At 34.8% G+C, this 26,410-nt stretch carries 28 protein-coding genes; 12 read left to right on the forward strand and 16 right to left on the reverse strand.

Annotated features, from left to right (window positions below; translation table 11 throughout):
- Positions 1-18 precede the first annotated feature (18 nt).
- Genes H3T56_RS07075 through H3T56_RS07090 form a run of 4 tightly spaced genes read left to right on the forward strand, consistent with a single transcriptional unit; the run spans position 19 to position 5,307 of the window.
- Positions 19-1,032: a PhoH family protein gene (locus H3T56_RS07075; RefSeq protein WP_065613529.1), complete on the forward strand. Its 1,014-nt coding sequence runs from the start codon at positions 19-21 to the stop codon at positions 1,030-1,032.
- Between the two features lie 29 nt (positions 1,033-1,061).
- Positions 1,062-3,002 carry a penicillin-binding protein 2 gene (gene mrdA / locus H3T56_RS07080; protein WP_086357020.1) on the forward strand — a complete coding sequence of 647 codons (1,941 nt, stop codon included), beginning with the start codon at positions 1,062-1,064 and terminating at the stop codon, positions 3,000-3,002.
- 2 nt (positions 3,003-3,004) lie between these two features.
- Positions 3,005-4,111 (forward strand): peptidoglycan glycosyltransferase MrdB, encoded by a 1,107-nt coding sequence (mrdB, locus tag H3T56_RS07085; RefSeq protein WP_065579035.1) that lies wholly within the window; start codon positions 3,005-3,007, stop codon positions 4,109-4,111.
- A 14-nt stretch (positions 4,112-4,125) separates the two neighbouring features.
- Positions 4,126-5,307, forward strand: coding sequence for a serine hydrolase (locus H3T56_RS07090; RefSeq protein WP_034900930.1), 1,182 nt, complete (start codon positions 4,126-4,128; stop codon positions 5,305-5,307).
- A gap of 186 nt (positions 5,308-5,493) precedes the next feature.
- Here H3T56_RS07090 and fliR read toward each other — a convergent pair whose 3' ends face one another.
- The 13 genes from fliR to fliF all read right to left on the reverse strand — a co-directional run bounded on the left by fliR (position 5,494) and on the right by fliF (position 16,344).
- On the reverse strand, positions 5,494-6,297 hold the full coding sequence (gene fliR / locus H3T56_RS07095; protein WP_198192367.1) for a flagellar biosynthetic protein FliR: 804 nt from the start codon (positions 6,295-6,297) through the stop codon (positions 5,494-5,496).
- A gap of 5 nt (positions 6,298-6,302) precedes the next feature.
- Entirely contained in the window at positions 6,303-6,572 is a 270-nt protein-coding gene (gene fliQ / locus H3T56_RS07100; protein WP_034900933.1) for a flagellar biosynthesis protein FliQ, read from the reverse strand.
- 21 nt (positions 6,573-6,593) lie between these two features.
- Positions 6,594-7,334 carry a flagellar type III secretion system pore protein FliP gene (gene fliP / locus H3T56_RS07105; protein ID WP_370545532.1) on the reverse strand — a complete coding sequence of 247 codons (741 nt, stop codon included), beginning with the start codon at positions 7,332-7,334 and terminating at the stop codon, positions 6,594-6,596.
- A gap of 6 nt (positions 7,335-7,340) precedes the next feature.
- Positions 7,341-7,742: a flagellar biosynthetic protein FliO gene (locus tag H3T56_RS07110; protein WP_086360371.1), complete on the reverse strand. Its 402-nt coding sequence runs from the start codon at positions 7,740-7,742 to the stop codon at positions 7,341-7,343.
- Positions 7,743-7,762: 20 nt separating this feature from the next.
- Positions 7,763-8,143, reverse strand: a complete 381-nt coding sequence (gene fliN, locus H3T56_RS07115; RefSeq protein ID WP_034900937.1) for a flagellar motor switch protein FliN — start codon at positions 8,141-8,143, stop codon at positions 7,763-7,765.
- Entirely contained in the window at positions 8,136-9,173 is a 1,038-nt protein-coding gene (gene fliM / locus H3T56_RS07120) for a flagellar motor switch protein FliM (protein ID WP_034900939.1), read from the reverse strand. Before fliM ends, fliN begins: the two co-directional genes overlap by 8 nt.
- Before the next feature lie 5 nt (positions 9,174-9,178).
- Positions 9,179-9,646 (reverse strand): flagellar basal body-associated FliL family protein, encoded by a 468-nt coding sequence (locus H3T56_RS07125; RefSeq protein WP_034900941.1) that lies wholly within the window; start codon positions 9,644-9,646, stop codon positions 9,179-9,181.
- Positions 9,647-9,860: 214 nt separating this feature from the next.
- Positions 9,861-11,039 (reverse strand): flagellar hook-length control protein FliK, encoded by a 1,179-nt coding sequence (locus tag H3T56_RS07130; protein WP_198192368.1) that lies wholly within the window; start codon positions 11,037-11,039, stop codon positions 9,861-9,863.
- The gene (gene fliJ, locus H3T56_RS07135) at positions 11,029-11,493 is read right to left on the reverse strand and encodes a flagellar export protein FliJ (protein ID WP_065579040.1); all 465 of its coding nucleotides are present in this window, start codon (positions 11,491-11,493) and stop codon (positions 11,029-11,031) included. The genes H3T56_RS07130 and fliJ overlap by 11 nt, the downstream gene beginning before the upstream one ends.
- Before the next feature lie 17 nt (positions 11,494-11,510).
- A complete protein-coding gene (gene fliI, locus H3T56_RS07140; RefSeq protein WP_232351417.1) occupies positions 11,511-12,854 on the reverse strand; it encodes a flagellar protein export ATPase FliI in 1,344 nt (447 codons plus the stop codon).
- A 22-nt stretch (positions 12,855-12,876) separates the two neighbouring features.
- Positions 12,877-13,659 carry a flagellar assembly protein FliH gene (locus H3T56_RS07145; RefSeq protein ID WP_198192370.1) on the reverse strand — a complete coding sequence of 261 codons (783 nt, stop codon included), beginning with the start codon at positions 13,657-13,659 and terminating at the stop codon, positions 12,877-12,879.
- Complete coding sequence (gene fliG, locus H3T56_RS07150) at positions 13,646-14,644, reverse strand: flagellar motor switch protein FliG (protein WP_198192371.1); 999 nt, start codon at positions 14,642-14,644, stop codon at positions 13,646-13,648. The genes H3T56_RS07145 and fliG overlap by 14 nt, the downstream gene beginning before the upstream one ends.
- Positions 14,644-16,344: a flagellar basal-body MS-ring/collar protein FliF gene (gene fliF / locus H3T56_RS07155; RefSeq protein ID WP_198192372.1), complete on the reverse strand. Its 1,701-nt coding sequence runs from the start codon at positions 16,342-16,344 to the stop codon at positions 14,644-14,646. The genes fliG and fliF overlap by 1 nt, the downstream gene beginning before the upstream one ends.
- 175 nt (positions 16,345-16,519) lie before the next feature.
- Between fliF and fliE the strand changes: the two genes are divergently transcribed.
- On the forward strand, positions 16,520-16,822 hold the full coding sequence (fliE, locus tag H3T56_RS07160) for a flagellar hook-basal body complex protein FliE (RefSeq protein ID WP_198192373.1): 303 nt from the start codon (positions 16,520-16,522) through the stop codon (positions 16,820-16,822).
- A 340-nt stretch (positions 16,823-17,162) separates the two neighbouring features.
- Here fliE and fliT read toward each other — a convergent pair whose 3' ends face one another.
- From fliT to fliD, 3 genes are read right to left on the reverse strand one after another with little or no spacing between them, the layout of a single operon-like run.
- Positions 17,163-17,510: a flagellar protein FliT gene (gene fliT, locus H3T56_RS07165; protein ID WP_165601607.1), complete on the reverse strand. Its 348-nt coding sequence runs from the start codon at positions 17,508-17,510 to the stop codon at positions 17,163-17,165.
- A 17-nt stretch (positions 17,511-17,527) separates the two neighbouring features.
- On the reverse strand, positions 17,528-17,905 hold the full coding sequence (gene fliS / locus H3T56_RS07170) for a flagellar export chaperone FliS (RefSeq protein WP_034900965.1): 378 nt from the start codon (positions 17,903-17,905) through the stop codon (positions 17,528-17,530).
- 9 nt (positions 17,906-17,914) lie between these two features.
- Positions 17,915-19,348 (reverse strand): flagellar filament capping protein FliD, encoded by a 1,434-nt coding sequence (gene fliD / locus H3T56_RS07175; protein WP_081298909.1) that lies wholly within the window; start codon positions 19,346-19,348, stop codon positions 17,915-17,917.
- A gap of 559 nt (positions 19,349-19,907) precedes the next feature.
- On the opposite strand from fliD, the gene H3T56_RS07180 reads away from it, so the two are divergent.
- From H3T56_RS07180 to flgK, 7 genes are all read left to right on the forward strand, one after another.
- On the forward strand, positions 19,908-20,720 hold the full coding sequence (locus tag H3T56_RS07180) for a flagellin (protein WP_034900970.1): 813 nt from the start codon (positions 19,908-19,910) through the stop codon (positions 20,718-20,720).
- A 186-nt stretch (positions 20,721-20,906) separates the two neighbouring features.
- Positions 20,907-21,623 (forward strand): RNA polymerase sigma factor FliA, encoded by a 717-nt coding sequence (locus tag H3T56_RS07185; protein ID WP_034900972.1) that lies wholly within the window; start codon positions 20,907-20,909, stop codon positions 21,621-21,623.
- Between the two features lie 191 nt (positions 21,624-21,814).
- On the forward strand, positions 21,815-22,135 hold the full coding sequence (gene flhD, locus H3T56_RS07190; RefSeq protein WP_086357028.1) for a flagellar transcriptional regulator FlhD: 321 nt from the start codon (positions 21,815-21,817) through the stop codon (positions 22,133-22,135).
- 13 nt (positions 22,136-22,148) lie between these two features.
- Complete coding sequence (gene flhC, locus H3T56_RS07195) at positions 22,149-22,754, forward strand: flagellar transcriptional regulator FlhC (RefSeq protein WP_086358409.1); 606 nt, start codon at positions 22,149-22,151, stop codon at positions 22,752-22,754.
- A gap of 58 nt (positions 22,755-22,812) precedes the next feature.
- Positions 22,813-23,700, forward strand: coding sequence for a flagellar motor stator protein MotA (gene motA, locus H3T56_RS07200; RefSeq protein ID WP_034900975.1), 888 nt, complete (start codon positions 22,813-22,815; stop codon positions 23,698-23,700).
- Positions 23,700-24,596 (forward strand): flagellar motor protein MotB, encoded by an 897-nt coding sequence (motB, locus tag H3T56_RS07205; protein ID WP_065579048.1) that lies wholly within the window; start codon positions 23,700-23,702, stop codon positions 24,594-24,596. Before motA ends, motB begins: the two co-directional genes overlap by 1 nt.
- Before the next feature lie 163 nt (positions 24,597-24,759).
- Positions 24,760-26,403 (forward strand): flagellar hook-associated protein FlgK, encoded by a 1,644-nt coding sequence (gene flgK / locus H3T56_RS07210; RefSeq protein ID WP_144190094.1) that lies wholly within the window; start codon positions 24,760-24,762, stop codon positions 26,401-26,403.
- Positions 26,404-26,410: the final 7 nt, after the last annotated feature.

Here is a 26,410-nt window from a genome sequence, read left to right on the forward strand (position 1 = left end):
TAATTAGAGGACTTATCATTGAATATTACGACCCATGAAACTATGCTAGAACCAGCAGATAATCAGCGACTTAATAGTCTTTGTGGTCCTTATGATGACAATATTAAACAACTTGAACGTCGTTTAGGGATTGAAATAAATCACCGTGGTAATCTCTTTGCCATCACTGGTGATACCATCTGTGTAAAAGCTGCATCTGAAATATTACAATCGCTATATAAGCAAACTAAACAAAAAGATAATATTATCGATATTGAACCTGAGCAGATACATTTAGCCATTAAAGAATCTGGTGCATTAGAAAAAGCCAAAGAGCATCTTCCTGCCTATGTTGATCTGCATGGTAGTAAGCAAGTCATGATAAAAACCAAACGTGGAGTGATAAAACCACGTACGCCTAATCAGGCTCAATATATTGCTCATGTATTAGATTATGATATTTCTTTTGGTATTGGTCCAGCTGGTACCGGAAAAACCTATTTAGCGGTAGCCGCAGCGGTTGATGCACTAGAAAAACAGCAAATTAGACGTATCGTTTTAACTCGTCCTGCGGTTGAAGCCGGCGAAAAACTAGGTTTTTTACCTGGTGATTTAAGTCAAAAAGTCGATCCTTATTTACGTCCACTTTATGATGCATTGTTTGAAATGCTTGGTTTTGAAAAAGTTGAAAAACTAATTGAAAAAAGTGTTATTGAAGTTGCTCCATTAGCCTATATGCGTGGGCGTACGCTTAATGATGCATTTATTATTCTTGATGAAAGCCAAAACACCACAATTGAGCAAATGAAGATGTTTTTAACGCGAATTGGTTTTAATTCTAAAGCGGTCATCACTGGTGATATTACGCAAATTGATTTACCGCGTCACCAAAAATCAGGATTACGCCACGCTATCGAAGTATTAAGTGAAGTTGATGATATTAGTTTTAATTTTTTCAAGAGTGAAGATGTCGTTCGCCATCCTGTCGTAGCTAGAATTGTTAATGCTTATGAAAAATGGGAACAACAAGAACACAAGCAACAACAGTCATAAACAGAATTTAGAGGAGTTATATTATCTCTATTTCAGGTAAAACAAAAAAGGGCAATATTCGCGATCACTCAGCAGAAACAAACTTATTTTTGCGTAGAGCGTTGTTTGCATTTGTGGTAATTATTCTATTAATTTTTGTGTTATTAGCCAATTTAGCTGATCTACAAATTTCAAACTTTAGTTATTACAGTACCAAATCAAACAACAATCGTATTGAAATTATCCCTATTCCTCCTAGTCGCGGTATGATTTATGATCGTAATGGTACGCCATTGGCGATAAATAATATTACCTATCAACTTAATATTGTTCCTGATAAAACCAAAAACCTTAACGAACAGTTTGAACAGTTAAAAACGATTGTTGATTTAACTGATGAAGATATTGAGAATTTCCAAAAGGAACGCCGTAATTATCGGGCTCATCGTCCCGTACCACTAAAAGAAAATCTAACCGAAAAACAAATAGCACGTTTTATTGTTGATCAGCATCGCTTTCCGTTTGTGTCGATTGTTAAAATTCAACATCGATATTATCCGTATGGCGCTTCACTTACCCATATTCTTGGCTATATATCTAAAATAAATACTCAAGATAAACAACGTTTAGAAGAAGAAAATAAAGCCAGCGATTATGTGGCTACTTTTAACATTGGTAAAATGGGGATTGAACGCTATTACGAAGATGTTTTACATGGTACGGCTGGTAATGAAAAGGTTGAAGTAAACAGCCGAGGTCGTATAGTTCGCTTACTTGAACAACATCCACCACAAGCCGGTGAAGATATCTATTTATCCATCAACCTAAAATTACAACTCTATATTGAATCACTGCTTGCTGGCCGAAAAGCATCAGTTGTTGCTATTGATCCCAATAATGGTGAAGTATTAGCAATGGTGTCTAGCCCTAGTTATGACTCAAATGATTTTGTTGGTGGTATTTCCAGTAAAAAATATAGTGAGTTACTTAATGATCCAAGTAAACCACTATTTAACCGAGCTTTACTTGGTGCTTATCCTCCTGCTTCAACGGTAAAACCATTTATTTCGATAGCCGCTTTAAGTGAAGGTGTCGTTTCACCGAAAAGTGTGGTTAATGATCCTGGCTGGTGGCAATTACCTGGTACAGAAAGACGTTATCGAGATTGGCTAAAATGGGGGCACGGTCATGTTGATGTATTACGAGCAATTGAAGAATCGGTGGATACCTATTTTTACCAGGTTGCTTATGATATGGGTATAGATCGTTTAAATTTATGGATGACTAAGTTTGGTTATGGTGAGCGTACCGGTATCGATATTTCGGCTAATGAAGAGACTCGTGCGGTTATGCCAAGTCGCGAATGGAAACTGAAGCGCCATAAAAAATCTTGGTTACAAGGTGACACTATTCCGGTTGGTATAGGTCAAGGTTATTGGACTGCCACACCTATGCAAATGGCTAAAGCCTTAACCACATTAATTAATAACGGTAAAACTTTTACACCACACTTTTTACTCTATAAAAAAAGTGACATTATTAATACTAATCAGAATCAACCAACTATTGATCCCGAAAAATATGTTGAAACTAATAGCCTAGTTGATGTTAATCCAACCTATTGGGCATTAGCTAAAGAAGGTATGCATCGAGTTATGTTTGGTGCTCGAGGTACTGCACGTAAAGTTTATGCTGGTGCTAAATATCAAGCTGCAGGTAAGTCAGGTACTGCTCAAGTTTATGGTTTAAAAGAAAACGAAACTTATAATGCCCATAAAATACCGGAACATTTACGAGACCATGCCTTATTTATCGCTTATGCACCTTATGATAAACCGAAAATAGCGCTAGCTATAGTCCTTGAAAATGGTGGCGGTGGTAGCTCCAATGGTGGTGCAGTAGCCCGTAAAATATTGGATTATTATCTTGAAGGTGATAACTCAACAGAATTAGATGATGCATCATCATCGACGACAGGACATGAAGATTAATTATGAACAATATTAAGAAATCTTTTTGGCAAAAGATACATATCGATCCACTTTTTTGCTTATTTATAACCTTACTACTTGGTTATAGCCTTTATATTTTATGGAGTGCTAGTGGCCAAAATGTAGATATGATGCAAAAACGAGTTATCCAAATAATTCTTGGTTTTTTTGTGATGATTGTTTTTGCCCAAATTTCACCGCGAAGCTATGAACAGTGGGCACCTTATCTCTATATTGCCTGTATTATTATATTATTATTAGTTGATATTTTCGGTTATACCAGTAAAGGTGCTCAACGTTGGTTAGATTTAGGCGTCATTCGTTTTCAACCGTCAGAAATTGCTAAAATTGCCGTGCCATTAATGGTAGCTAAGTTTATTCATCGTGACGGCTGCCCACCACCGCTTAAAACAACTTTGCAAACTTTAGCTATTATTGGTGTACCTACCTTATTAGTAGCAATGCAACCCGATTTAGGAACGGCTATTTTAATTATTATGTCGGGTATTTTTATTATATTTTTAGCTGGGATTAACTGGCGATTTATTCTTGTTGCTTTGATATTGATAGCCATATTTTTACCGATTATGTGGTTTTATTTAATGCATGATTATCAACGTGAACGAGTATTAACATTATTTAATCCTGAGCGTGATCCTAATGGAGCTGGCTATCATATCTTGCAATCGAAAACCGCGATAGGATCGGGGGGAATATGGGGTAAAGGTTGGCTTGAAGGTACGCAATCTCAGCTAGAATTTTTACCGGAAAGACATACTGACTTTATCTTTTCAGTTATCGCTGAAGAGTTTGGTTTTATTGGCTCTATTGTTTTGTTAGTCTTGTTCTTATGTTTAATTATACGTGGATTAATTATTGCCGCACAGGCACAAACGACGTTTGGACGAATACTGTCTGGTGGTTTGATTTTAGTATTTTTTGTCTATGTATTTATTAATATCGGTATGGTCAGTGGAATCTTACCAGTAGTTGGTGTACCATTACCACTAATAAGTTATGGTGGCTCTTCTCTGGTCGTTTTAATGGCAAGTTTTGGCATTATGATGTCTATTCACACTCATCGATACATGTTATCTAAAAACATTTAACGGAATTTTTATAAATGAAAAAGAAATTAAAATTATCTTTTGGTTTGTTGGCGCTTGCAATATGTTCTTCTGCCTCTGCAGAGATGGCTTTTCCTATTCCAGCTATCCCTCAATTAGATGCAGAAGCCTATATTTTAATCGATGCCAAATCTGGTGAAATCCTAGCGCAATATAATGCTGAACAACAACGCGATCCAGCAAGCTTAACTAAAATGATGACAAGTTATGTTGTTGGCCAAGCATTAGAATCAGGCCGTATTAAAAATGATGATATGGTGCTGATCAGTAAAGATGCATGGGCAACCGGTAACCCGGTTTTAAAAGGCTCATCATTGATGTTTTTAGAGGTTGGTAAAACGGTTTCGGTTGCCGATTTAAATAAAGGTATCATTATTCAATCGGGTAATGATGCATGTATCGCTATGGCTGAACATGTTGCTGGTAGTCAAGGTGCTTTCGTTAATTTAATGAATGAATATGCCAAAAAAATAGGTTTGCAACATACCCATTTTGAAACGGTACATGGCCTTGATGCACCAGGTCAGTATACAACAGCTAAAGATATGGCACTATTAGGTCAAGCTTTGATTCGGGACTTACCAACTGAATATGCTATCTATAAAGAAAAAGAGTTCACCTATAACCTGTCTAAACCACAATTGAATCGCAATGGTTTACTTTGGGATACAACTTTAAATGTAGATGGTATTAAAACCGGTCATACGAATGCTGCTGGTTATAACCTTGTTGCATCAGCGGTTGATGGTAATACCCGTTTAATTTCAGCCGTGCTTGGTGGCCGAACCTTTAAAGGTCGTGAAGAAGAGAGTAAAAAATTACTCACTTGGGGATTCCGCTTCTTTGAAACGGCTAATCCAGTTAAGCCTAATGCGCCATTAGTGACAGAGTCAGTTTGGTATGGCGATGAAAACAAAGTAAATTTAGGGACTATTAATGGTGCTTATATTACTGTGCCAAAAGGTCGTTCAGCTGACGTTAAAGTACAATACACTATTGATGATTACATCTATGCACCAATCACCAAAGGTGCTGCGGTTGGTAAAATCCAATTTTTATTAGATGATAAAGTGATCAACGAACAACCTTTAGTTGCCCTTGAAAATGTTGAAGAAGCGGGCTTCTTTGGTAATATTTGGGATTGGATAAGCTTACAATTCCATAAATTATTTAATTAATTTTTAATTTATAATTAACTTGAACCGGTGTGTAACGCAAAGCTACACAGCGGTTTTTTATTATCTCGTATAAGCAACTATTAGTTATATACATGGTTAATAACCTTTAATGTTAAGGCTAAAAAACCCCGTTCCTCAAAATTTTTTGTTAAAAGATACTCCTAAATTTTATTAAGCTTAATTGGCTTAATTATTGGTGGCTGCAAGATAGATTAAAATTTGCGAAGTGGTTGAAAATATCTGTTCTAAAATAAATTCAACAAATGAAGGCAAGGTGGAAAATAAATAACTTAACATCATTAAGCCACATAATAAGGTAAGCGGATAGCCAACTACAAAAATTGATAACTGAGGGGTAATTCTATTTAATAGCCCTAACGACAAATTAATAATCAGCAATAACGTCATTAATGGTAATGCCAACATAACGCCATTACTAAATAACAAACCGGTTGTTTCGATTAAGGCTAAGTGACCGTTGGCCTTTAAAGGTGAAACGCTAATAGGAATAATCTCAAAGCTATTAGCTAATCCATACAGTAACCATAGATGGCCATCTAAGCTGAGAAATATCAACAAGGCAATAATGTTAATTAAACGTGACAGTACGGAAGTAGATGGTCCACCAATAGGATCATAAAAGGTCGCCATGCCTAACCCCATTTGCATACCAATTAATTCACCGGCAAATCTTACCGTTAAAAAAGTAAGTTGTACGGTAAAACCGATTATGATGCCAATCATGATTTGCTGGGCAATAACCCAGATACCGAGTAATGAATAAAGGCTAAGGTTGTCGTCTAACTTAGGTAACGGTAATAAAATGACGATCAGCACTGCTAAACCGATTTTTAACCGATTTGGCACCTCTTTTTCACCGACAATAGGTGCGACCATAATTAGCGCTAAAATACGGGTAAAAGGCAGAAAACTTGATCGAACCCAAGCAAAAAAATCAATATTAAACAGATCGTGAATCGCGGCGTCCATTAAGGTTAACTAGTTAAGTTAGGAATATCAGTAATAACCAGGCGGATATAATCGATCATAGTTGTCAGCATTGAGGGGCCTAAAATGATTAATACTAACACCACCGCTAAAATCTTAGGAATAAAAGATAAGGTCATTTCATTAATTTGGGTTGCCGCTTGTAACAAACTGATAATTAGCCCAGTGACTAAGGCTGCAAGTAATAAAGGGCCTGCAAGTGATGCGGCAACTTTGATTGCTTGAATGGCAAAATGGCTAATATATTCAGAAGGCATATAATCCCTTTATTGTTGGCGTTAATTAAAAAAGCTTTGTGCTAATGAACCTAACAATAAATGCCAGCCATCAGCTAATACAAACAACATAATTTTAAAAGGTAGTGATACTGTTGCTGGTGGTACCATCATCATCCCTAATGCCATTAATGTACTGGCAACAACTAAATCAATGACTAAAAAAGGAATAAACAGAGTAAAGCCAATTTGAAAAGCGGTTTTAAGTTCACTAACCACAAAAGCTGGGACTAAAACTCGTAGCGGGATATCTTCACGCGTTTGAATATCACCAGTATGGGACATATTAACAAATAGTGTTAAATCACTTTCACGAGTTTGACTCAACATAAATTCACGCAGTGGTTTGCTTGCCTCTGTCAAACTTTGTTGCATAGTGATTTGTTGTTGTGAATAGGGAAGATAAGCATCTTGATATATTTTATCCAATGTCGGTGACATAATAAAAAATGTCATAAATAGGGTAATACCCAAAATTAATTGATTAGGCGGTGCTGATTGGGTACCAAGTGCACTACGTAATAGCCCTAACACAATAATGATACGAGTAAAACTCGTCATTAATAGTAATATAATTGGGATAAACGTCAGCAGAGTTAAAAAAACTAAAGTTTCAACTGGTAATGACCAAGTTTGCCCTTCTGGTTGTGAGGTTTGAGTAACAATTGTTAACGGTGATAATTGAGCATAACTATATTGGCTGGCCAGCAATAAGCTAAATAAAATAATAAGTTTTAACCGCACAATTAATTACACCTTTTTACTGTTTAGCACAGATTTTAATATCTGATTGAACAGATTATTTTTTGACTGTTGTTCAACGTCAACCGGTTCAGCGAATAACATTTCAGTGCGTTGTTCATTGATAGTATGGAGTAAAGTCATTTGTTGGGCTGTAACCCCGACCACCAGTAATTGATGGTCAACATAAACCAGCATAATGCGATCTTTGGCATTTATATTGTAAGTTGCTTTAACATCAATGAATTGCTTAGTAGATTTTTTCCAACCTAACCGTTTTATTAGCCAGGTTAAAACGAAAATAATGGTGATGACACTAAAAAAGGCTATTCCTATTTGGCTATATAAACTTGATTCAGTAGGAATAGACGAAAAGTTTTGTATACCGGCGTTGATTGTTGATTCGCTCATGGTTATCTCATTAATGGTTATTAACGACTTAATCTACGTACCCGTTCTGAAGGGGTAATAATATCGGTAATTCGTACACCATAATTGTCACCCACCACCACGATCTCGCCTTGAGCAATTAAGTAACCGTTAATTAAAATATCTAATGGCTCACCAGCTAAACCATCTAAGGCGATAACAGATCCTTGAGTTAAATTTAATAGATCTTTAATGGCCATTTTGGTACGGCCAAGTTCAACACTTAAATTAACCGGAATATCTAAAATAAGATTAATATCTTGTTCTTTTACATTTGACGGTTGGGGTGAAAGGGTTTCAAAAATAGCTTCTGTCGTTACCGATTCTTCATCAGTTAAGTTAGTTGCTTGGCTATCATCACTGTTATTTGGCATATCACTCATTGAACACTCCTTCATTCAATTGTTCTAATACAGGGTTGCTTATTTGCTCTACTTGAATTGCATATTGTTTATTTACACTACCATATTGACCTTTTAGAACCGGTACGCCACCAATAGTGACATCTAGGCTGGTTGGTTTTTCAATATCCAAAATGTCGTTTACTTTTAATGCTAATAATTTGGCAACAGTTGTTTGAATATTTGTAAAATTAGCGACTAACTCAACCGTTGATTGTTTAATACCGCTAGTGAGTGAACTCATCCAGACATTATCATCTTGATGGGTTTGGCTTTCGATCGGTGGTTTAATTAATAACTCTTTAATAGATTCAACCATTGCATATGGAATGCAAATGCAGAAAGTTGCTTTAAAGTTACCAATTTCAATTAAAAATGTCGAAGTTAACACTACATCATCAGGAGAGCTGGTGATATTGGTAAATTTACTTTCTACTTCAGAACGAATATATTCAGTTTCAATGCTGTATACGTCAATCCATGAATTTTGGTATGTAGTTAAAGCAAGATCTAATACTCGTCTAATAATCTCTTGTTCAGTATGGGTAAATTCACGTCCTTCAGTATTCATATTGGTGGTATGTCCATCACCGCCGAAAAGCGTATCAACAACAATAAATACCAGTTCTGGTGAAAAAGAAAATAAGCAGCTACCCCGTAAAGGATTAAGATGAACTAAATTTAAATGGTAAGTTGCCGAGATATGCGAAAACTCTTTAAATGTTTTTGGCTCAATTGGCGAGGTAATAACATCCGTATTACGACGTAATAAATTAAATAAACCAATTCGAAATTGACGAGCAAAGCGTTCATTAATGATTTCTAATGCGGTTAGTCGTTCAGGGATAAAACTATGTTTAACTGATATATCATAAGGTTTTACTTCAGTCCGTTTGCTTTGCTGTGATTGATAATTTTGCACAATATCTTTTTCAATACTGGCAGCATTATCCGGTGAATGTTTAGCTAAAGATTCACTTTTATCGCTAGTAGATTGAAGCTTATCCGACATGATAATTACCTTATAATGAAATCAGTGAATAACACTTCATCAATTTTTACTGAATGTTTGGCATCGTATTGACGTGATAATGCTGTTTTTATTTGCTCTTGTAATTCGAGTTTGCCAGATTCTTTTTTCAAATTATTGACATATTGTTTTGAGGTTAACAGCAATACATCACTTCTTACTTCAGGCAAATATTCTAATAATACTGTTTTTTGATCTTCATCTTCGACGCGTAACACCATACCAACATATAGAATTTTATTGATATCTAAATTATCTTCAGAAGGAGGTAATGTAATAGTAAATGGTTTTAAGGTTAAAAAAACCGGTGATGAAACTTGAGGTTCTTGATGAGTATGTGTCGTATTTTTAGCTTGATTTTCGAACCATAAATAAGCTGCTGAACCTATTGCGAGTAAGGTAATTAGAATAAGTATTAGGTTTAAAATTCTTACTTTTTTATTGGTGGTTTGCATATTTATTATTGTCTCAATGAAAATTAACGAAAGATTTGTAGCTATTTAAATAACCAAAAATTACCAAAATAATAAATCATGCCGTAAGAATTAATCGGAAGAATAGGCAATAAAAATATTATCTATTCAACCTTTTTAATATTAAGTTATCAACGTTAAACACTGTTAAAAACGTAGATATCAATTATTTTATAAATATTGCCATAACCATTATTTAGGCAAAAATACTTAATCCTGATTGAACAACCTTAGTATGATGATTAATTTTTTGTTGAATTGGATTGATATCATCTAATAGTTGCTCTGTTTCAGATTGTTGTGGTTGTTGATAAGAAGACGACTGTTTAGAATCATTCATCATTGAAAAATCACTAATGTTAGTGTGTTGTAAAGTGATACCTTGTTGTTCCAATGAGGTTCTTAACATAGGGAGTGCTGATTCTAACACACCCTTAACCATATTATGCGCAACCGCCATGTGCAGATCGATTTTGTCATCAATCATGGCTAATTTAATATGTAATGATCCTAGTTCTTGTGGATTTAATTTTATTTCGGCATTTTGAATACCTTGTCGACTGATCAAACAAATTTGTTCATTTAAAGATGCTTGCCACTTACTAATATCCATGGGCATCGGTAAATTTAAGTTTAAGATGGTTGGATTTGTTGTAAAGGTTGGCGGATTAAATAGCGATGATTGACCATTTATATCTATTGATAAAGCCATTTCTGATGGTGTATTAGCCAAATTAGTAGTAAACAATTTATCTGTCAGCGTTGACGCTAAATCAGAATGATGATCATTGTTGTTATTATTTACCAACGTATCTGTTGACTGAGTTTGATTAATGATCAAATGTGCATTTTTGGTCGTTTGTGGCTGATTATTTTCCGAAGCCAATAAATGGTTAAGGTTTGGCTTAGTGGCTTTGTTGATTAATTGCTCACTGTGATTAATTGAAGTAATAATCTCGGCAGCTTTTTCATTAATATTGATGAGTTGTTTAATATCATCAGCACATTGTTTATCCAATTTTGGATCAATCATAGTTGGATTAGCTTCTAATAATAGTTTAGTTTCATATATTGCTTCATTTTTCGGTTGAGTATCCGATTGTCTATTTTGCTGTATATCCTCTTGCGGATTGAGTGGCATAGAAAATAGTATGAACAACTCTTCACTATCCATTCGTTCTTTCTGCTCTAACTCATTGTCTTTTAAGCTTGTAGCATTAATGTGATTATTATTATCACTTAGCCATTGCTGTTTTTCGGTAAGTTGTAATAATTTTTGGAAAAAATCATCATCAAGAATAGATAACTTGTTGTCGTTTAATTCAAATTGTTGAGATGAGATTAATGGAATATCGTTAAACTGATTAATATTCATTCAATGTTCTCCTTGCTATCTGCTGCTGAGCAAATTCATCGGTTAATTTTTGTTGTAAACGACTCTGTTGTAGTAACAGTTTTTTATGTTGTTTATCTAATAATGTAGTATAAGTATTTAGGCTTTTTTGTGATTGATTAAGCTCATTGGTGATCTGCTTTTGTTTTATATCTAAAGCTAATAGTAGTTTTTTTTGTTGCGCTATACCTTGTTCAATAGCTGTAATAAAAGCATTAAAATTATTTAGTTCCGATCCTTTAATGCCACTGGATAAGGCATTATTTAGCCGTTGTTGGTACTCGTGATAATAATCATTTAATACATTTAGTTGTGATTGTGCATTACGTTTATTCTCGTGGGCATGTTTTAATTTAATCAATTTGTCATCAACTGCTTTTTCAGCGAGCTTTTTTAACGTTATAAATGCAAATTTACCATGATGTTGATTGGCCATAATTCTTTCCTAATTTATCAGCGAACTGCAACAATATTGATTAATTGTTGATAAGCGTCTTGATAACTACAATGCTCATTGATTCCTTGTTGTAAAAATTGCTGCATAGCTGGAAAAAGTGAGATAGCTTTATCTAATAATGGATCGGTTCCAGCTACGTAAGCACCAACATTAATCAAGTCCCGATTGCGCTGGAAACTTGAAAATAATTGTTTAAATAACCGTGATTTTTTTTCATCTTCTGGCGAGGTAAGATCGGTCATTACACGACTGATTGACGCTTCGATATCAATGGCTGGATAATGCCCCGATTCTGCTAGTGAACGTGATAACACTATATGACCATCAAGAATTGCCCTTGCTGAATCAGCAATAGGATCTTGTTGGTCGTCACCTTCAGTTAATACAGTATAAAAAGCAGTAATTGCACCTTTTCCTTTGGCATCATTACCTGCTCTTTCAACTAATGCTGGCAATTTTGCAAATACTGATGGTGGATAGCCTTTGGTTGCCGGTGGTTCGCCGATGGCTAAGGCTATTTCCCGTTGTGCCATGGCATAACGGGTTAGTGAATCCATGATCAGTAATACATTAAACCCTTGATCACGAAAATTTTCGGCAATTTTTGTGGCATAAGCTGCACCTTGTAGACGTAATAATGGCGATACATCTGCTGGTGCCGCGACAACTACTGAACGCGCTAAGCCTTCTTCACCAAGGATATTTTCGATAAAATCTTTTACTTCCCTACCTCGTTCGCCAATCAGACCAACCACAATAATATCGGCTTTGGTATACCTAGCCATCATGCCAAGTAGGACACTTTTACCAACACCAGAACCAGCAAAAAGCCCCATTCGTTGACCTTGGCCAACGGTTAATAATGCATTGATAGCACGAATGCCGACATCTAATACTTGATGAATAGGCGTGCGAGTCAGAGGGTTTAGTGATTTATTGATTAATCCTTCATATTCAATATTTTCTGGTAAAGGTTTACCATCCAATGGTTTGCCCATTGCATCAACTATTCGTCCTAATAACCCCGCACCAATAGGTAAAACTTTATGGCTAAAATGGGTTAGATCATATTGTGAGGTATATACTCTGGCATCAAGTAATATGCCATCAGTTGATTCAAATGGCATCAGATATAAGGTTTTACCATTAAAACCAATGACTTCACACTCAACGGCTTGCACTTTTCCATCTAATTGCCGTTCGACAAAGCAGTTAGAACCTAAAGGTAATTTTAAGCCTACGGCCTCTAAAACTAAGCCCGAAGCTTTAACTAAGCGACCATATTGACGGATTAACGATATTGACTGTAATTTTTGTTGCGCACAATCAATTTTAGTCATCCATTGCCTACAAAAGTCCACCTTAATGTTCAACTCCATGTACATTATCTGAGATGATTTGCCAATGATGGGTTACACTGGCGTCGATCTCATTGGTTTGGGTAAATATTTTGCAACCCCCTAATTCGATATTGGCATCGGCTATAAACTGCCATTGCTGTGGTTGCAACTCATTATTCAGTTGTGGTTCAAGCCATAACAAGTCTGTTGGATTGATTCGTACTACAATTGGTGGGTTAACAATTGTATTTTGTTCAATTAATGATTTTATAATATGTAATAATTGTTTTTGTTTTACTTTTGATAATGAACCAACTGTTTTTTCGGCAGCAAGTAAAGCTAAGTCAAATAGCTTTGGTACAATTCTCTCATCAATTTGGCTAATCGATTGCTGAAAGCTGATTGCTAAATTTTTGATGGCATTTATGCTAGTTAATTTTTCTGCCGTTAACTGTTGTTCTATTGTGTCCAGCCCTTCTTGGTGTCCGAGTGTGAATCCTTGCTCATAGCCAGTCTGTTTGCCAATATTAAAACCTTCTTCTTTACCTAAATTAAAGCCTTCTTGGTATGCTTCATCTCTTGCTTGTTGTTTAATATTTTCGAGTTCTAGCAATATTGCTGGGCTATTAATATCAAAAGAGTCTTCATCTTGATCATCTTGGTTATCTGGCTCTAATGGTGGCGCAAATTCTTCCAACTCTTCTGGCTGTTGTTGGCTGGTTAATGGTGACAATTCGCTAAGTGCCAAATCTTGGAAATGCAATGGTTTCCAACTTACACTATTAGTATGATTATACATATTCATCATCACCACTCGTTAAGATCATCTCACCAGTTTCTGCTAAGCGCCGTGCAATAACCAAAATTTTCTTCTGTTCGGTTTCGACTTGCGACAAGCGAACTGGTGGTCTGTTTTCTAAATCTTCTCTTAATATTGAGGCAGCACGTTGCGACATATTTGCTAATAGTTTTTCGCGTAAGGTTTCTGTTGCCCCTTTCATGGCGATGATTAAGGTTTCATTATCCACCTCTTTGAGTAGCCGTTGGATACTTCTATCATCGACATCCACCAGATTTTCAAATAAGAACATTTCATCAATGATTTTTTGAGCAAGCTCATTGTCATAATCACGTAATGCATTGATAACCAGTTCTTCTTGTTGTGATTTCATCAGATTGATAATTTCTGCTGCGGTGCGGATGCCACCCATGTTATTAAGTTTAATATTTTGTCCATGTAGTAAGGTTGATAATGATGTCGATAACACTTCTAATGCTGATGGCTCTACACCACCGAAAGTTGCAATACGTAGCATGACGTCATTACGTAATTGGTCATCAAATAAATTTAAAATCTCAGCAGCCAAATCGCGATTTAAGTGAACTAAAATGGTGGCGATAATTTGTGGGTGTTCTTTTTTAACTAAATCAACAGCGCGTGCAGCATCGACAAAGTTAAGCATTTTTAAACCATCAGTGGTATCTTCGATATCGGTATCTAATAGTTCATCAAGCAAGCGGTTAGCTTTATCACTACCAATTGATTTTTCTAGAACTTTTCTTAAATAGCCATTGGTGTCCGTATTTAATACTGCACAATCATCAAGAGTAGTTTGACACTCATTAAGAATATTTTTCAGTTGTTCTTGAGTTAATTGTGGCAATTCCATCATGGCACTACTAATTTTTTGTACCTCTTTATGGTTTAAAAATTGCATTACTTTGGCTGCTAATTCTTCACCTAAAATCATTAAAATTGTCGCCGATTTTTGCGCTTCAGTTAAATTCATTACTCGGTGTCCTTCTTGTTCATCCAACCACGTATAATCAGAGCCATTACACGAGGATCTTTCTCGACAATTTTGCGGATGTATTGCTGTTGTTGCATATTATCTTCAAAAATTTTCTGTTGCAGTTTACTGTGTGCTTTGTAATCGAGTTTATCTTCATTAGCCATTGTGCTATCAGATGATCTGTTATCAGTATTAAGATATTGTCTTTGAATTTTAATCCATATCGAGCGTAATACTTTGCGCCATGCAAACCAGATTATTAAAATGTAAATCAGATATTTAATCGCACTTTTCAGCATGTCGAAAACTTCATGTTTTTGTAAAAAGACCATGGTGGCATTTTCATCTTCAATTTGATCGGTAAATTTCAAATTAGCCACCGTTAATGAATCACCACGCAAGTCAGAAAATCCCATCGCTTGACGGGCAAGTGCTTCAATATGGGTGAGTTCCTCTTGATCTAGTTTTACCCATTTTTCAACGGCTTCTTTTTCTGAATTTTCCTCATTTGCCGATGCGACTTCATCGGCTGAGATAAATTTATAATTAACTAAAACGGCGACGGATAAACGTTTGATACGACCTTCAGGGATTTTGCTATGAACAACTTGACGATTAACTTCAAAGTTCAATGTTTTATTTGACTGTAAATGATACATTTTTTGTTTATCGTCTTTATCTTTGGTATCGTTCTCACCATCAATTGGTGCACTAGGCGTTGGTACCGGTTGATTAGATAATGCGCCCGGCACACCACCGATAATGTTGCTTGATGCTAATTGGCTATTTTCAATGTGTTGCTTACTACGAATAGTTTGGTTGCTGGCATCGCTATTGGGATCATAAATCTCTGATGTTGACTCTTGCCGACTAAAATCGATATCCGCATTCACTTGTACCTTAACATTTTGTTGTCCCAAAATAGGGATAATAATTTTTTCTACTCGTTCTCGAACTAGATTTTCAATCCGTTCACTATATTCTAATTGGGCAATATTAACGTTACTGTCACGGTATCTTTCACCGGTTAATAAATTGCCTTTTTGATCAATAATCGTCACTTTATCCGCTTGTAATTCTGGAACACTACTCGAAATTAAGTGAATGATGGCGTCAATTTGACCTTGCGATAAAGCTCGACCTGGTAATAAAGTTAGTGCAACAGAGGCGGAAGGGAATTTTCTTTCTCGAACAAATAAAGAGGGTTTAGGCATCGCTAAATGCACTCTGGCATCATCTACACTACTAATAATTGCAATGGTTCTCGATAGTTCGCCTTCTAATGCTCGTTGATAGTTGATTTGTTCATTAAACTGACTCATGCCAAAACTTTCTTTGTCGAGTAGTTCAAAACCAATTGCGCCACCTTTAGGCAAACCCTGCTGGGCTATTCGTAAACGAGTATGATAAATTTGATTTTGGGGAATTAAGATAGTTGTGCCAGAGGATGAAAATTTGTAGGGAATATTTAACTTATCAAGTTGGCTAATGATTTCACCGCCATCCTTATCATTCAAATTACTAAATAATACGCCATAATTATCGTCTTTAAGCCATAAGTAAGTAATACTACTAATTGCTATTACAATTACTCCTACAATAAGGAGTAGCATTTTACGATTTATTTTTAATTGATTAATAAAAGGTAACTTACTCAATATTGATTCGCCTTTGTTACCAACTGCCTGGCTATCCATATGTATCCTAACACTAAACTGACTAGATTAATTCTAGGGTTTATTATCTGTGTATTTAAAAAAATCAATAGCTAAAAAAGCATATGCTTTACCCTTTAGTTATCGCTTTTAGATTGTTATCTTTATGATAATTTACGCTATAACTTGATTAAGACGAATAACCGTGACCTTTATTATGAATAGTATTGATGCCTTTAATAGCACAACATTAACCCAACTTGATTTTTCACATAAGCAATCTGTTAATCATAGTGAACAAAACTTTATGGCTGAATTAAAAATGGCATTAGATAAAATCAGTCAAACACAAATAGACGCTAGCCAGCAAGCTAAAGCATTTGAGATGGGTGAAGCCAATATCGCATTAAATGAGGTGATGGTTAGCATGCAAAAGTCTTCAGTTTCTTTACAATTTGGTATTCAAGTTCGCAATAAATTAGTCGCAGCATATCAAGAAATTATGAATATGAATGTTTAAACCTTTATCGGATGGTTACTTATCGACTAGATGATAATATTTTGGTTTAAAAAATAGTATTAATTAATCGCCAATTTTTATCCTAAATTGGCTTAACCTTACCACTATTGTTGTTACAACGACTATCGAGATACTCGCTATAAGATTATTTTTCAAATTAAAAATGCATTAGTTATTGTGAAGTAAGCTAGTCACCAGTACAAGCAAAGTATATACATTGACGATGTAAAATTAATCAAAAAAAGTTTGCGGAGTGGGGTTTTTGGCAGATAAAACTAGCTAAAAAAACCCCGTTCCTCAATTATTTTTGTACTATTTTTTTGACTACTCTGTGAATAATCTAAACTAAATTGGCGATTGTTTGGTAGCTATCTATTTTTGCTTGATAATCAACCTGTTCACCAATTAATTGGCTTAATTCATTATGTCGCAGATGGATTAATTGCTTTAATTGCTCATGATAACTAAGAATATTATTGATATACATTTGAATCATATCTTGTTGTGATAATGGTATATTATCAATAGTAGTTAACCCATTTTTGAGTTGAATATCACGGGCTAACTGTTGATATTTAGTTTGCCAACTAATTAATAATTCCCAATTTTCTTGTTGTGCATTAATTAGCATTTGCTCAACAACATAATTAAGTTGCTCGTATTGTTCTAATACTAGATTCGTATTCAATTCTGCTACATCCATAACTATGCTATCTCTCGCCAAGCTTGGGCAATATTATTAAGCAGATCAAAACAAGTTTGCAGTATTTGCGTATCATTATGTAGATTAGCAAAAACCAGTTGCTGGCTGATGTATTGATATAACTGATCTAAATTTTCAGCAATTTCACCGCCTTGATCTAAATCAAGGCAACTTTTAAGCCCATTATCAATGATATTAATAGCTTTAGAAATGGCTTTTCCTTTACCAGCAATATTACCCTTTTGTATATATAACTCAGCTAAGCGAATAGCATTTAATGCGCCATCAAATAACAAAACAATAAGCTGATGAGGTGAAGCCTGACTAACGCTAGTTTCTAAATTAACTTGTTTATAAGCTTGAGATCCCATTTTATACATTGTTATGCCTTATTTTTTTAAATTCGCCATCATTTCAAATTGGGTGGTAAGGTAATTGCTCATACCATTTAATTCATTGATTAAGATATCTAGTTTTGTGAATTGTACCCGATAACGCTCGATAGTTTGGTCAATAGAGTTATTGACTTGGTCATAGCGTTTATCTAATGATTTTAAGGTAGAATTTAAACCGTTAGTTGCCGTATCAATCATGCCGTCGCTATCAATAAAGCTACTTACTTTGGCAAAGACTTCGTTGGCAATGCCAGTTGTTTCACCATCACCAGTAAATAAAATGGCGACTGCTTCACTGTTTTCTTTAAGGGCTTTTTCTAATTCGTTTTCTTTAATTACCAGCTTGCCATTACTATCCATATTGATACCAATTTGTGCTAGTACCGATAATTCTCCTGTTTGACCTTTAGAAAATATAGAGCGAATACTTTGATCAATATTACGTAGTGTTGAATCACCAATCAGTGGGCCATTACTATTATTTAATTCATCTGAATTGGCATCACCAGCGGTAAATTGCGTTAAGCTTGATATGGTTGATTGTAATTGATTAAAGGCATCAACCCACTCTTTAAGGGCTTCTTGAGCTTTGTCATTGTCAGCACTGATGGTTAAATTTTGCGCTGTTGTAGTGACTGCTTTTAATGTGATATCGACACCAGGAATAACCTCTTTAACGGTATTTGATGAGCTATTAATCGTTATACCATTAAAGCTAAATTTAGCATCTTGCGCTTTAGCTACTTCACTCATAGCTGATGAATCAGCTTGATTAGCATTAAAACCAATTAGTGAATTAAGCTTATCATCATCGGATGAAATAGAGGTAATGGCTTGTTGTTCACCGGTTTCTTTTGATGTGATAACCAGTTGATAGCTATCAGTTCCAGAACGGACAATAGTGGCATTTACCGTTGTTTCACTGGTTGAACCATCTTCATTAATCACCTTAGCTTGATTGATTGCATTGGCTATTGATTCGAGCGATGTGTCATCTTTGCCTAACGTGATATTTAATTTTTGGCCATTAGCTTGTTCTATTGTGAGGGTACGGGTTTCATTATCATTACCTAAAGCTGATGTTTTATCATTTATAGCATTCGTGGCAACACTATGTGCAGTGGCAAGTTGTTCGACGCTAACTGCATAATTACCTAATTGGGCCTTGCTATTTACATTAGTGGTAAAATAGTTGTCATTACCAGATGCAAAACGCGCTTGAAACAGCTCTTTTTTTTGCAGTTTTGCTGTTGCGCTGTTGAATGTTGATAATGCACTTTTTAATTTACCAAAACCGCTTATTTTGTTATTAACTGCTTTTTGTTGGGCCTTTATCGGTGTAAGACGATTTTTTTCAACGGCTTCTAATTGATCTAATACTTCATTTAAATCAATACCAGAACCAATTCCTAATATACTCATTGCCATGATTGATTATCCTAATATAAATTCTTTCATCCCTTGTTTTATCGACCAATGCCGTAAAAAGTTTAGCTGTTTTTAGTTTTTTATCTTTACTAATAAATAAGTCGGTTTTGGTAATGAGAATATTGATAATCAGTTTTATCTATTAAAAAACGAGTTAGTTATCTTAATCAATAATAATGTTACCTCTCCTTTATGTTGCCTAACATTAAAATTGTGTAGTGAAACTTTCAATATCATTACTATTGATTGATTAGAAAATATATTGCCATGAATTAAATTGGGACAAGCTTAAGTTTTGTTGCCACAAATTAAGGCTATATTAACCAGTCGATTCAGCGATACATAACTTCGATTACTACACATATAAACATGTATGATGCCCTTTAATCATGTTCATCAAACGACTTAGTTATTCAGCTTTATTTAATACCAACAAATAAAAATTCAAAAAAATATTAAAGTTTCTTTTTTTAATACCGATAACTAAACCATCAGCATATATATTGAATTATTTTTCAATATCTCGTTGATCTAACTAATCATATTAAAGGAGATAAAAATGGCACAAGTAATTAATACTAATACTATGTCTTTAATGGCAAGAAACAACCTTAATCATTCTCAAAGCGTGCTTGGAACTGCAATTGAGCGTCTATCATCTGGTATGCGTATCAACAGTGCTAAAGACGATGCGGCTGGTCAAGCAATCGCTAACCGTTTTTCTTCTAGTATTCGTGGTCTAACTCAAGCTGCACGTAATGCCAATGACGGTATTTCAATTGCACAAACTACAGAAGGTGCGTTAAACGAAATCAATAATAACGTACAACGTATTCGTGAATTAACTGTTCAAGCAGCAAACGGTACTAACTCTGAAAGCGATCTTGTATCAATCCAAAATGAAATCGACCAACGTTTACAAGAGATCGACCGTGTATCAGCACAAACTGACTTCAATGGTACTAAAGTATTATCAGAAGACAAAACCCTTAACATTCAAGTTGGTGCAAATGATGGTGAAATCATTGCTATCAATTTAAAACAAATTGACAGCGACAAATTAGGTTTAGCTAGTTTTAATGTATCAGATGCGCCAACAGCAGATCCATTAAAAACAATTGATGCTGCATTATCAAAAATTGATGAATTACGTGGTGAGCTTGGTGCGGTACAAAATCGTTTTGAGTCAACTGTAACTAACATCAACAATACTGTAAATAACTTAAGTTCAGCACGTAGCCGTATTGAAGATGCAGATTATGCTGAAGAAGTATCTAATATGACACGTGGTCAAATCTTACAACAAGCTGGTACTTCAGTATTAGCACAAGCTAACCAAGTACCACAATCAGTATTGTCTTTATTACAATAAAACCATACAAGTACATAGATAGAATTTCGGTCACTCTAATTTTGTACGATAACAATAGTGGTATTTTTTAATACCACTATTGTTAATAATGTTAATTACCTATTTTTTAATATCTTATTCTTGCCATTAACTCAATCAATTATCGTCATAATAATCATTAGCATTTTTTTACATTGGTTCAGAAAAATGAGTGATAGCCTGTATAACTCTCAAGGTGTAGTGAATCAAATCGATTGGCAACAATATCTATATTTAGTTCGTAATGAGGCGTTGAAATTAGCTGTTCGATTGCCAACCACGATTGAACTTGATGACTTACTGCAAGTTGGTTATATAGGTTTATTAGAATCCATAAAACGCTATGATGCATCTCAAGGTTATACTTTTACTACCTTTGCTACTCCGAGAATAAAAGGGGCTATGCTAGATGAATTGCGTAGTCGAGATTGGTTACCACGGCAAACACGGAAAAAAATTAAAGATGTCACTAATGCTATTAATGAATTAGAACAAAAATTAGGCATGCCTCCCAATGATCAGCAGATAGCTGCTCATCTGCAATTATCTCTGACTGAATATCACAAAGTATTATTAGATTCAAATTATAGCCAAATCTGTTCTTATGATGAGATTCACAAAAAACTCGGCGATAATTTGGATGCGTTAATTGAGCCTGACGCCGATAACAATCCTTTTGCTTCCATTATCAATGATGAAATTCGCAATATTATTGTTCAACAAATTGGTAACTTACCAGAAAAAGAAAAAATGGTTTTAGCTCTCTATTATCAAGAAGAATTAAATTTAAAAGAGATTGGAAAAGTGTTGGATATTAGCGAATCTCGAGTAAGTCAATTACATAGCCAAGCAATTAAACGAATACAAAGTAAAATTGTTTTATAAAAAAAAGAATTAAAACAGTAAAACATGGAAAAATAAATCGAAAATAAATTGAAATGATTTTTTTATTGACCTTTCGAATTTAAAAATGTAACTTTAAGTTTAAAAAAGTGGTGTTAGTTGTATTTTATTAATTTTGCGTTTTTTTATACGAACGCAAGCAGATATGGATTGTGGTGGTTAAATTGGGAAATATACAAGATGACGATATTTTGAAATGTATTCATCATTTAAATCTTTCAACGCTTTTATTAAGTCAAAAGATGATTGAAAAAGATAAAGTGATGGCGATGTATCGATTAGGAATTGATGAAAAAACAGCTGATATCTTGAGTAATTTAAGTGCTTCTCAAATGTTGGTTCTATCTGAAACCAATCAATTAACATTTCAATTTAGATTTAAAAATTCGGCAATGATGGAAAAATTAACTGAGGAATCTCGCGTTAGTGATATAAAGCAGATGCATACAGGGATCCTTCTATCAAGCTTACTTTTAGATTCAATTAATAAGTAGGTAGATAATAAAGATGAGTAGCACAAGTATTATTCAAAAGTATAAAGAAGTTCAATTAGCTATTCGATTAATTTCACTCGGCGCTAGAATCCAAATGTTAGAAAGTGAAACCAATTTAAGCCGTGGTAAATTAATTAAATTATATAAAGAAATTCAAGGATGTCCTCCTCCTAAAGGTTTGCTTCCCTTTTCAACTACGTGGTTTATGACTTGGGAGCCCAATATTCACTCAAGTATGTTTTATAATGCTTACCATTTTTTAGTTAAACATGGCATTAAACCTGGTGTTCAGGCCATTTTAAAAGCCTATCAACTCTATTTAGAGCAGTGTTCCTTTCCTCAAGATGAAGAGCCTATTTTAGGATTAACCCGAGCATGGATTTTAGTTAAATTTGTTGAAAGTAATGTTATGCAGCAGTCAAGTTGCAAGGAGTGCAAAGGGCGATTTATTACCCATGCTTATCAACCGCATAATAGCTTTGTGTGCAGTTTATGCCAGCCACCATCAAGAGCAGAAAAAAATAATAAAACACATAAAGAGAGTCATGCCAAATGTTTACAAGTTTTATCAATACCAAATGCATTTAATTTAGTCACAGCAAATCAGGTAACAATTTAAGTAAACATTAAGCTGTAAAACAGAGTTAGTTATATTTTATGGAGATAAAGGAAAGCCAATGCTAATAATTATAGGATATATTGTGGTTATCGCTTCAGCCTTAGTCGGCTATGTGCTAAGTGGCGGGTATTTGGCGGTACTTTTTCAGCCATTAGAGTTTCTCATTATTGGTGGGACAGCTATTGGTGCTTTCATTGTCAGTAATGAAAAGAAAGTTATCAAAGCGACACTTAAATCGCTAGGTAATTTATTTAAAACCTCAAAATATAATAAAACACTTTATTTAACATTAATTAATTTAATGTACACCATATTAACTAAAGTGCGTCAAAGTGGTGGCTTATCGATTGAAGAAGATATCGATAATCCCAAGGAGAGTGAGTTATTTAAAAAATACCCACTTATTTTAGCCAATCCGCAAGTTTGTGATTTTATCACTGATTATTTACGTTTGATGATCAGTGGCAATATGGAAGTATATGAAATCGAAGCACTAATGAATGAGGAAATAGAAACCTATACTCATGAACTTGAAAAACCAGCTGATGCTATTGCTAGCGTCGGTGATGGTTTACCCGCTTTTGGTATTGTGGCAGCAGTTATGGGGGTTATTAACACCTTAGCACAAGCTGACCGACCAGCTAGCGAATTGGGTGAGCTTATTGCCCATGCTATGGTTGGTACCTTTTTAGGTATTTTACTTGCTTATGGTTTTGTGTCGCCTTTAGCAGCCTTATTAAGGCAAAAAAATGCCGATACAGTAAAAATTTTAGAATGTACTAAAGTGATTCTTATTGCCAGTATGCATGATTATGCGCCGCAAATTTGTATTGAGTTTGGTCGCAAAACAATTTTTTCCCACGAACGGCCATCTTTTTTTGAATTAGAAAAATATATTCAAGAAGTGAAAGATAAAAACGCTAACCCAACAGAAAATAATGAATAATGAAAAAGAAGTCAGTAAGAATAGTTATTTCTAAAAAGAAATCCGGTCATGGCGGTGGCCATCATGGTGGATCATGGAAGATTGCTTATGCTGACTTTATGACGGCGATGATGGCGCTATTTCTTGTCATGTGGTTAATTGCTAAGTCCAGTCCACAAGAGTTACAAGGCATTGCTGAATACTTTAGAACACCATTGATATTAGGTCAAAATGGTGGCAAAAATATCAGTGATAGTGAAAGTCCGATACCGGGTGGTGGCGATGATGTATCTAAAAATGTAGGTGAAGATAAAAATACCATATTGAATGATCATCCTGTCGAATCTGATTTGAATCAAGATGAGAAACATCAATTAATTGATACAGCGAATAAAATATATGAAGTATTTGAACTTGATCCTCGACTACAAAAATTAGCCGCTAATCTTATCGTTGAACTAACAGAAATGGGACTAAGAATTCAGATTTTAGCCACCGATGATAAACCGATGTTTGATGTTGGTAGTGCGGTTATTCATCCTAATATGCAAGAAATTTTGTATGCTTTAGCGCCGATCATAAATTCGTTACCTAATAAAATGACGTTATCTGGTCATACTGATGAGCGTCAGTATATAACCGGCGATCGTGGTTATAGTAACTGGGAGTTATCCGCTGATAGAGCAAACTCATCAAGAAGAGAGTTGATCGCTGGCGGATTAGATTCCAATAAAATCATTCGTATTATTGGCTTAGCCGATACGGTGGGATTAAATAACCCAAATTACAGCAAAGATGCCAATCGTCGTATTAGTATATTAATTTTGAACAAATCAGCACAGCAGTATATTGAAGATGAAAATACCATGACAGGCATCGATTTTTTAAAACAGGCCAAACAAATTAAATCAGAATAATATCAACATAAATACTCAGATTAAGCTGGTTAAAAAATTAAAATCAAAAAAAATCCATTTTTATCTAAAAATAATTAAAGTTTTTAAATTGTAGGCCGATATAAATAATAACACTTTAGTTTAATAATTTTATTATTAACTGAAATTATATTTAGGAGCCTTTATGTCAAATTCATTGATGAATACCGGTATTAGTGGATTAAATACAGCACAAAATATGCTTAATGTGATTAGTAATAATATTAGTAATGCACATACAGTTGGTTATAACCGCCAGCAGCAAATTTTGCGTCAAGCAAACGGTACTAAGTATAATTTTGGCTTTGTAGGTAATGGTGTTGCGGTATCATCAGTTAACCGTGCATATAACAGTTTTGTGGTTGGTCAATTACGCCAATCACAATCGCAAAATGGTTCGATAAAAGCCTATTACAATGAATTATCAAAAGTCGATAATTTACTAGCTGAAAACGAAAACAGTATTTCCTCACAATTAAATAATCTGTTTGCTAGCTTAAATAAGCTCTCTTCCAATGCGGGTGATGCTGCAACAAAACAGACAGTGATTAGCGATCTTACCTCTTTAGTCAGCCAGTTCAATAAAACGGAATTGAATTTAAAAAATCAAATTGCCAATATCAATACTGAACTGACGAATAACATAGATAAAGTTAATACTTATACCCAACAAATTGCCGATCTCAATCAAAAAATTGCCAAATTACAGGCTGTCAGTGGTGGTCATGAACCTAATTCTTTACTAGATGAACGAGATCAACTGGTAACTGAATTAAGCGAACTGATTGGTATAACTGTTACCGAGCAAAATGGCCAATATAATATTTCGCTTAGCAATGGTTTAAGCTTAGTACAAGGCGCATCGACAAATCAGTTATCGGTGCAGCCTTCGGCCTCTGATCCAGCCTTAAATACGATTATTTACACCCATAATTCTGGTGCGACACAAGAACTGACAAGTCAAAATATCGCATCAGGCCGATTAAATGGACTATTAGCTTTTCGTGATGGACCACTCCTTGAAGCTCGTAATCAATTAGGGTTGTTGGCGTTAAATTTAGCTGAGCGCTTTAATGAAGTACATACGTCTGGCGTTGATGTTAATGGTGACCCTGGCGAAAAACTATTTGATTATCACAAACCGACTAGTATTGCTAATAGCAAAAACCAAGGTAATGCTACCGTTAAAATGGATTATAACTCAGTAACTGAAGTCAAAGCTTCTGATTATAAAATAGAGTTCAATGGCAACGATTGGGTAGTAACCAGATTATCTGATAATCAACAAATTACCCCACAAGTTAGCGATGGTAAGTTAGTGTTTGACGGCTTATCGATTGAAATTACTGGCAATGCTGTTGCTGGTGATAGCTTTTTACTTAAACCTGTTGCCGATGTAGCCTCATCATTACAGTTACTGGTTAAAGATGTAAATAAACTCGCGACCGGTATTAACGATGATGAAAATGGTAGTGGTGATAATCGAAATGTGGCTAAACTACTTGATATACAAAATGAAAAACTAGTTAATGGTACTAAAACCTTAAATAGTGCGTATACATCATTAGTTAGTTATGTAGGTAGTGAGACGCAGACCGCTAAAATTTCAGCACAATCGAGTCAAAATATCACTCAAGAAATTTATGAGCAGAATCAATCTATCTCTGGTGTGAATATCGAAGAAGAATATATTTCTATGCAAGTTTATATGCAATATTACCAAGCAAATGCCAAGGTTATTGATGCGGCAACGACAATATTTGATACCATTTTAGGTTTGGCCAAATAATAAAAGG

The organism is Gilliamella sp. W8123 (assembly GCF_016101085.1).
In the GTDB taxonomy this organism is placed as follows: domain Bacteria; phylum Pseudomonadota; class Gammaproteobacteria; order Enterobacterales; family Orbaceae; genus Gilliamella; species Gilliamella apis.

Bases quoted from the DNA above. Each gene is read 5' to 3' on its own strand.
- mrdB (WP_065579035.1), top strand. From the start codon at position 3,005: ATGAACAATATTAAGAAATCTTTTTGGCAAAAGATACATATCGATCCA.
- H3T56_RS07130 (WP_198192368.1), bottom strand. From the start codon at position 11,039: ATGAATATTAATCAGTTTAACGATATTCCATTAATCTCATCTCAACAA.
- fliM (WP_034900939.1), bottom strand. From the start codon at position 9,173: ATGTCGGATAAGCTTCAATCTACTAGCGATAAAAGTGAATCTTTAGCT.
- H3T56_RS07145 (WP_198192370.1), bottom strand. From the start codon at position 13,659: ATGAATATGTATAATCATACTAATAGTGTAAGTTGGAAACCATTGCAT.
- fliI (WP_232351417.1), bottom strand. From the start codon at position 12,854: ATGACTAAAATTGATTGTGCGCAACAAAAATTACAGTCAATATCGTTA.
- H3T56_RS07090 (WP_034900930.1), top strand. From the start codon at position 4,126: ATGAAAAAGAAATTAAAATTATCTTTTGGTTTGTTGGCGCTTGCAATA.
- motB (WP_065579048.1), top strand. From the start codon at position 23,700: ATGAAAAAGAAGTCAGTAAGAATAGTTATTTCTAAAAAGAAATCCGGT.
- fliD (WP_081298909.1), bottom strand. From the start codon at position 19,348: ATGGCAATGAGTATATTAGGAATTGGTTCTGGTATTGATTTAAATGAA.
- H3T56_RS07185 (WP_034900972.1), top strand. From the start codon at position 20,907: ATGAGTGATAGCCTGTATAACTCTCAAGGTGTAGTGAATCAAATCGAT.
- fliS (WP_034900965.1), bottom strand. From the start codon at position 17,905: ATGTATAAAATGGGATCTCAAGCTTATAAACAAGTTAATTTAGAAACT.
- H3T56_RS07180 (WP_034900970.1), top strand. From the start codon at position 19,908: ATGGCACAAGTAATTAATACTAATACTATGTCTTTAATGGCAAGAAAC.
- fliR (WP_198192367.1), bottom strand. From the start codon at position 6,297: ATGGACGCCGCGATTCACGATCTGTTTAATATTGATTTTTTTGCTTGG.
- flgK (WP_144190094.1), top strand. From the start codon at position 24,760: ATGTCAAATTCATTGATGAATACCGGTATTAGTGGATTAAATACAGCA.
- H3T56_RS07125 (WP_034900941.1), bottom strand. From the start codon at position 9,646: ATGCAAACCACCAATAAAAAAGTAAGAATTTTAAACCTAATACTTATT.
- fliJ (WP_065579040.1), bottom strand. From the start codon at position 11,493: ATGGCCAATCAACATCATGGTAAATTTGCATTTATAACGTTAAAAAAG.
- H3T56_RS07110 (WP_086360371.1), bottom strand. From the start codon at position 7,742: ATGAGCGAATCAACAATCAACGCCGGTATACAAAACTTTTCGTCTATT.
- motA (WP_034900975.1), top strand. From the start codon at position 22,813: ATGCTAATAATTATAGGATATATTGTGGTTATCGCTTCAGCCTTAGTC.
- fliQ (WP_034900933.1), bottom strand. From the start codon at position 6,572: ATGCCTTCTGAATATATTAGCCATTTTGCCATTCAAGCAATCAAAGTT.
- fliG (WP_198192371.1), bottom strand. From the start codon at position 14,644: ATGAATTTAACTGAAGCGCAAAAATCGGCGACAATTTTAATGATTTTA.
- flhC (WP_086358409.1), top strand. From the start codon at position 22,149: ATGAGTAGCACAAGTATTATTCAAAAGTATAAAGAAGTTCAATTAGCT.
- fliF (WP_198192372.1), bottom strand. From the start codon at position 16,344: ATGGATAGCCAGGCAGTTGGTAACAAAGGCGAATCAATATTGAGTAAG.
- fliE (WP_198192373.1), top strand. From the start codon at position 16,520: ATGAATAGTATTGATGCCTTTAATAGCACAACATTAACCCAACTTGAT.
- fliN (WP_034900937.1), bottom strand. From the start codon at position 8,143: ATGAGTGATATGCCAAATAACAGTGATGATAGCCAAGCAACTAACTTA.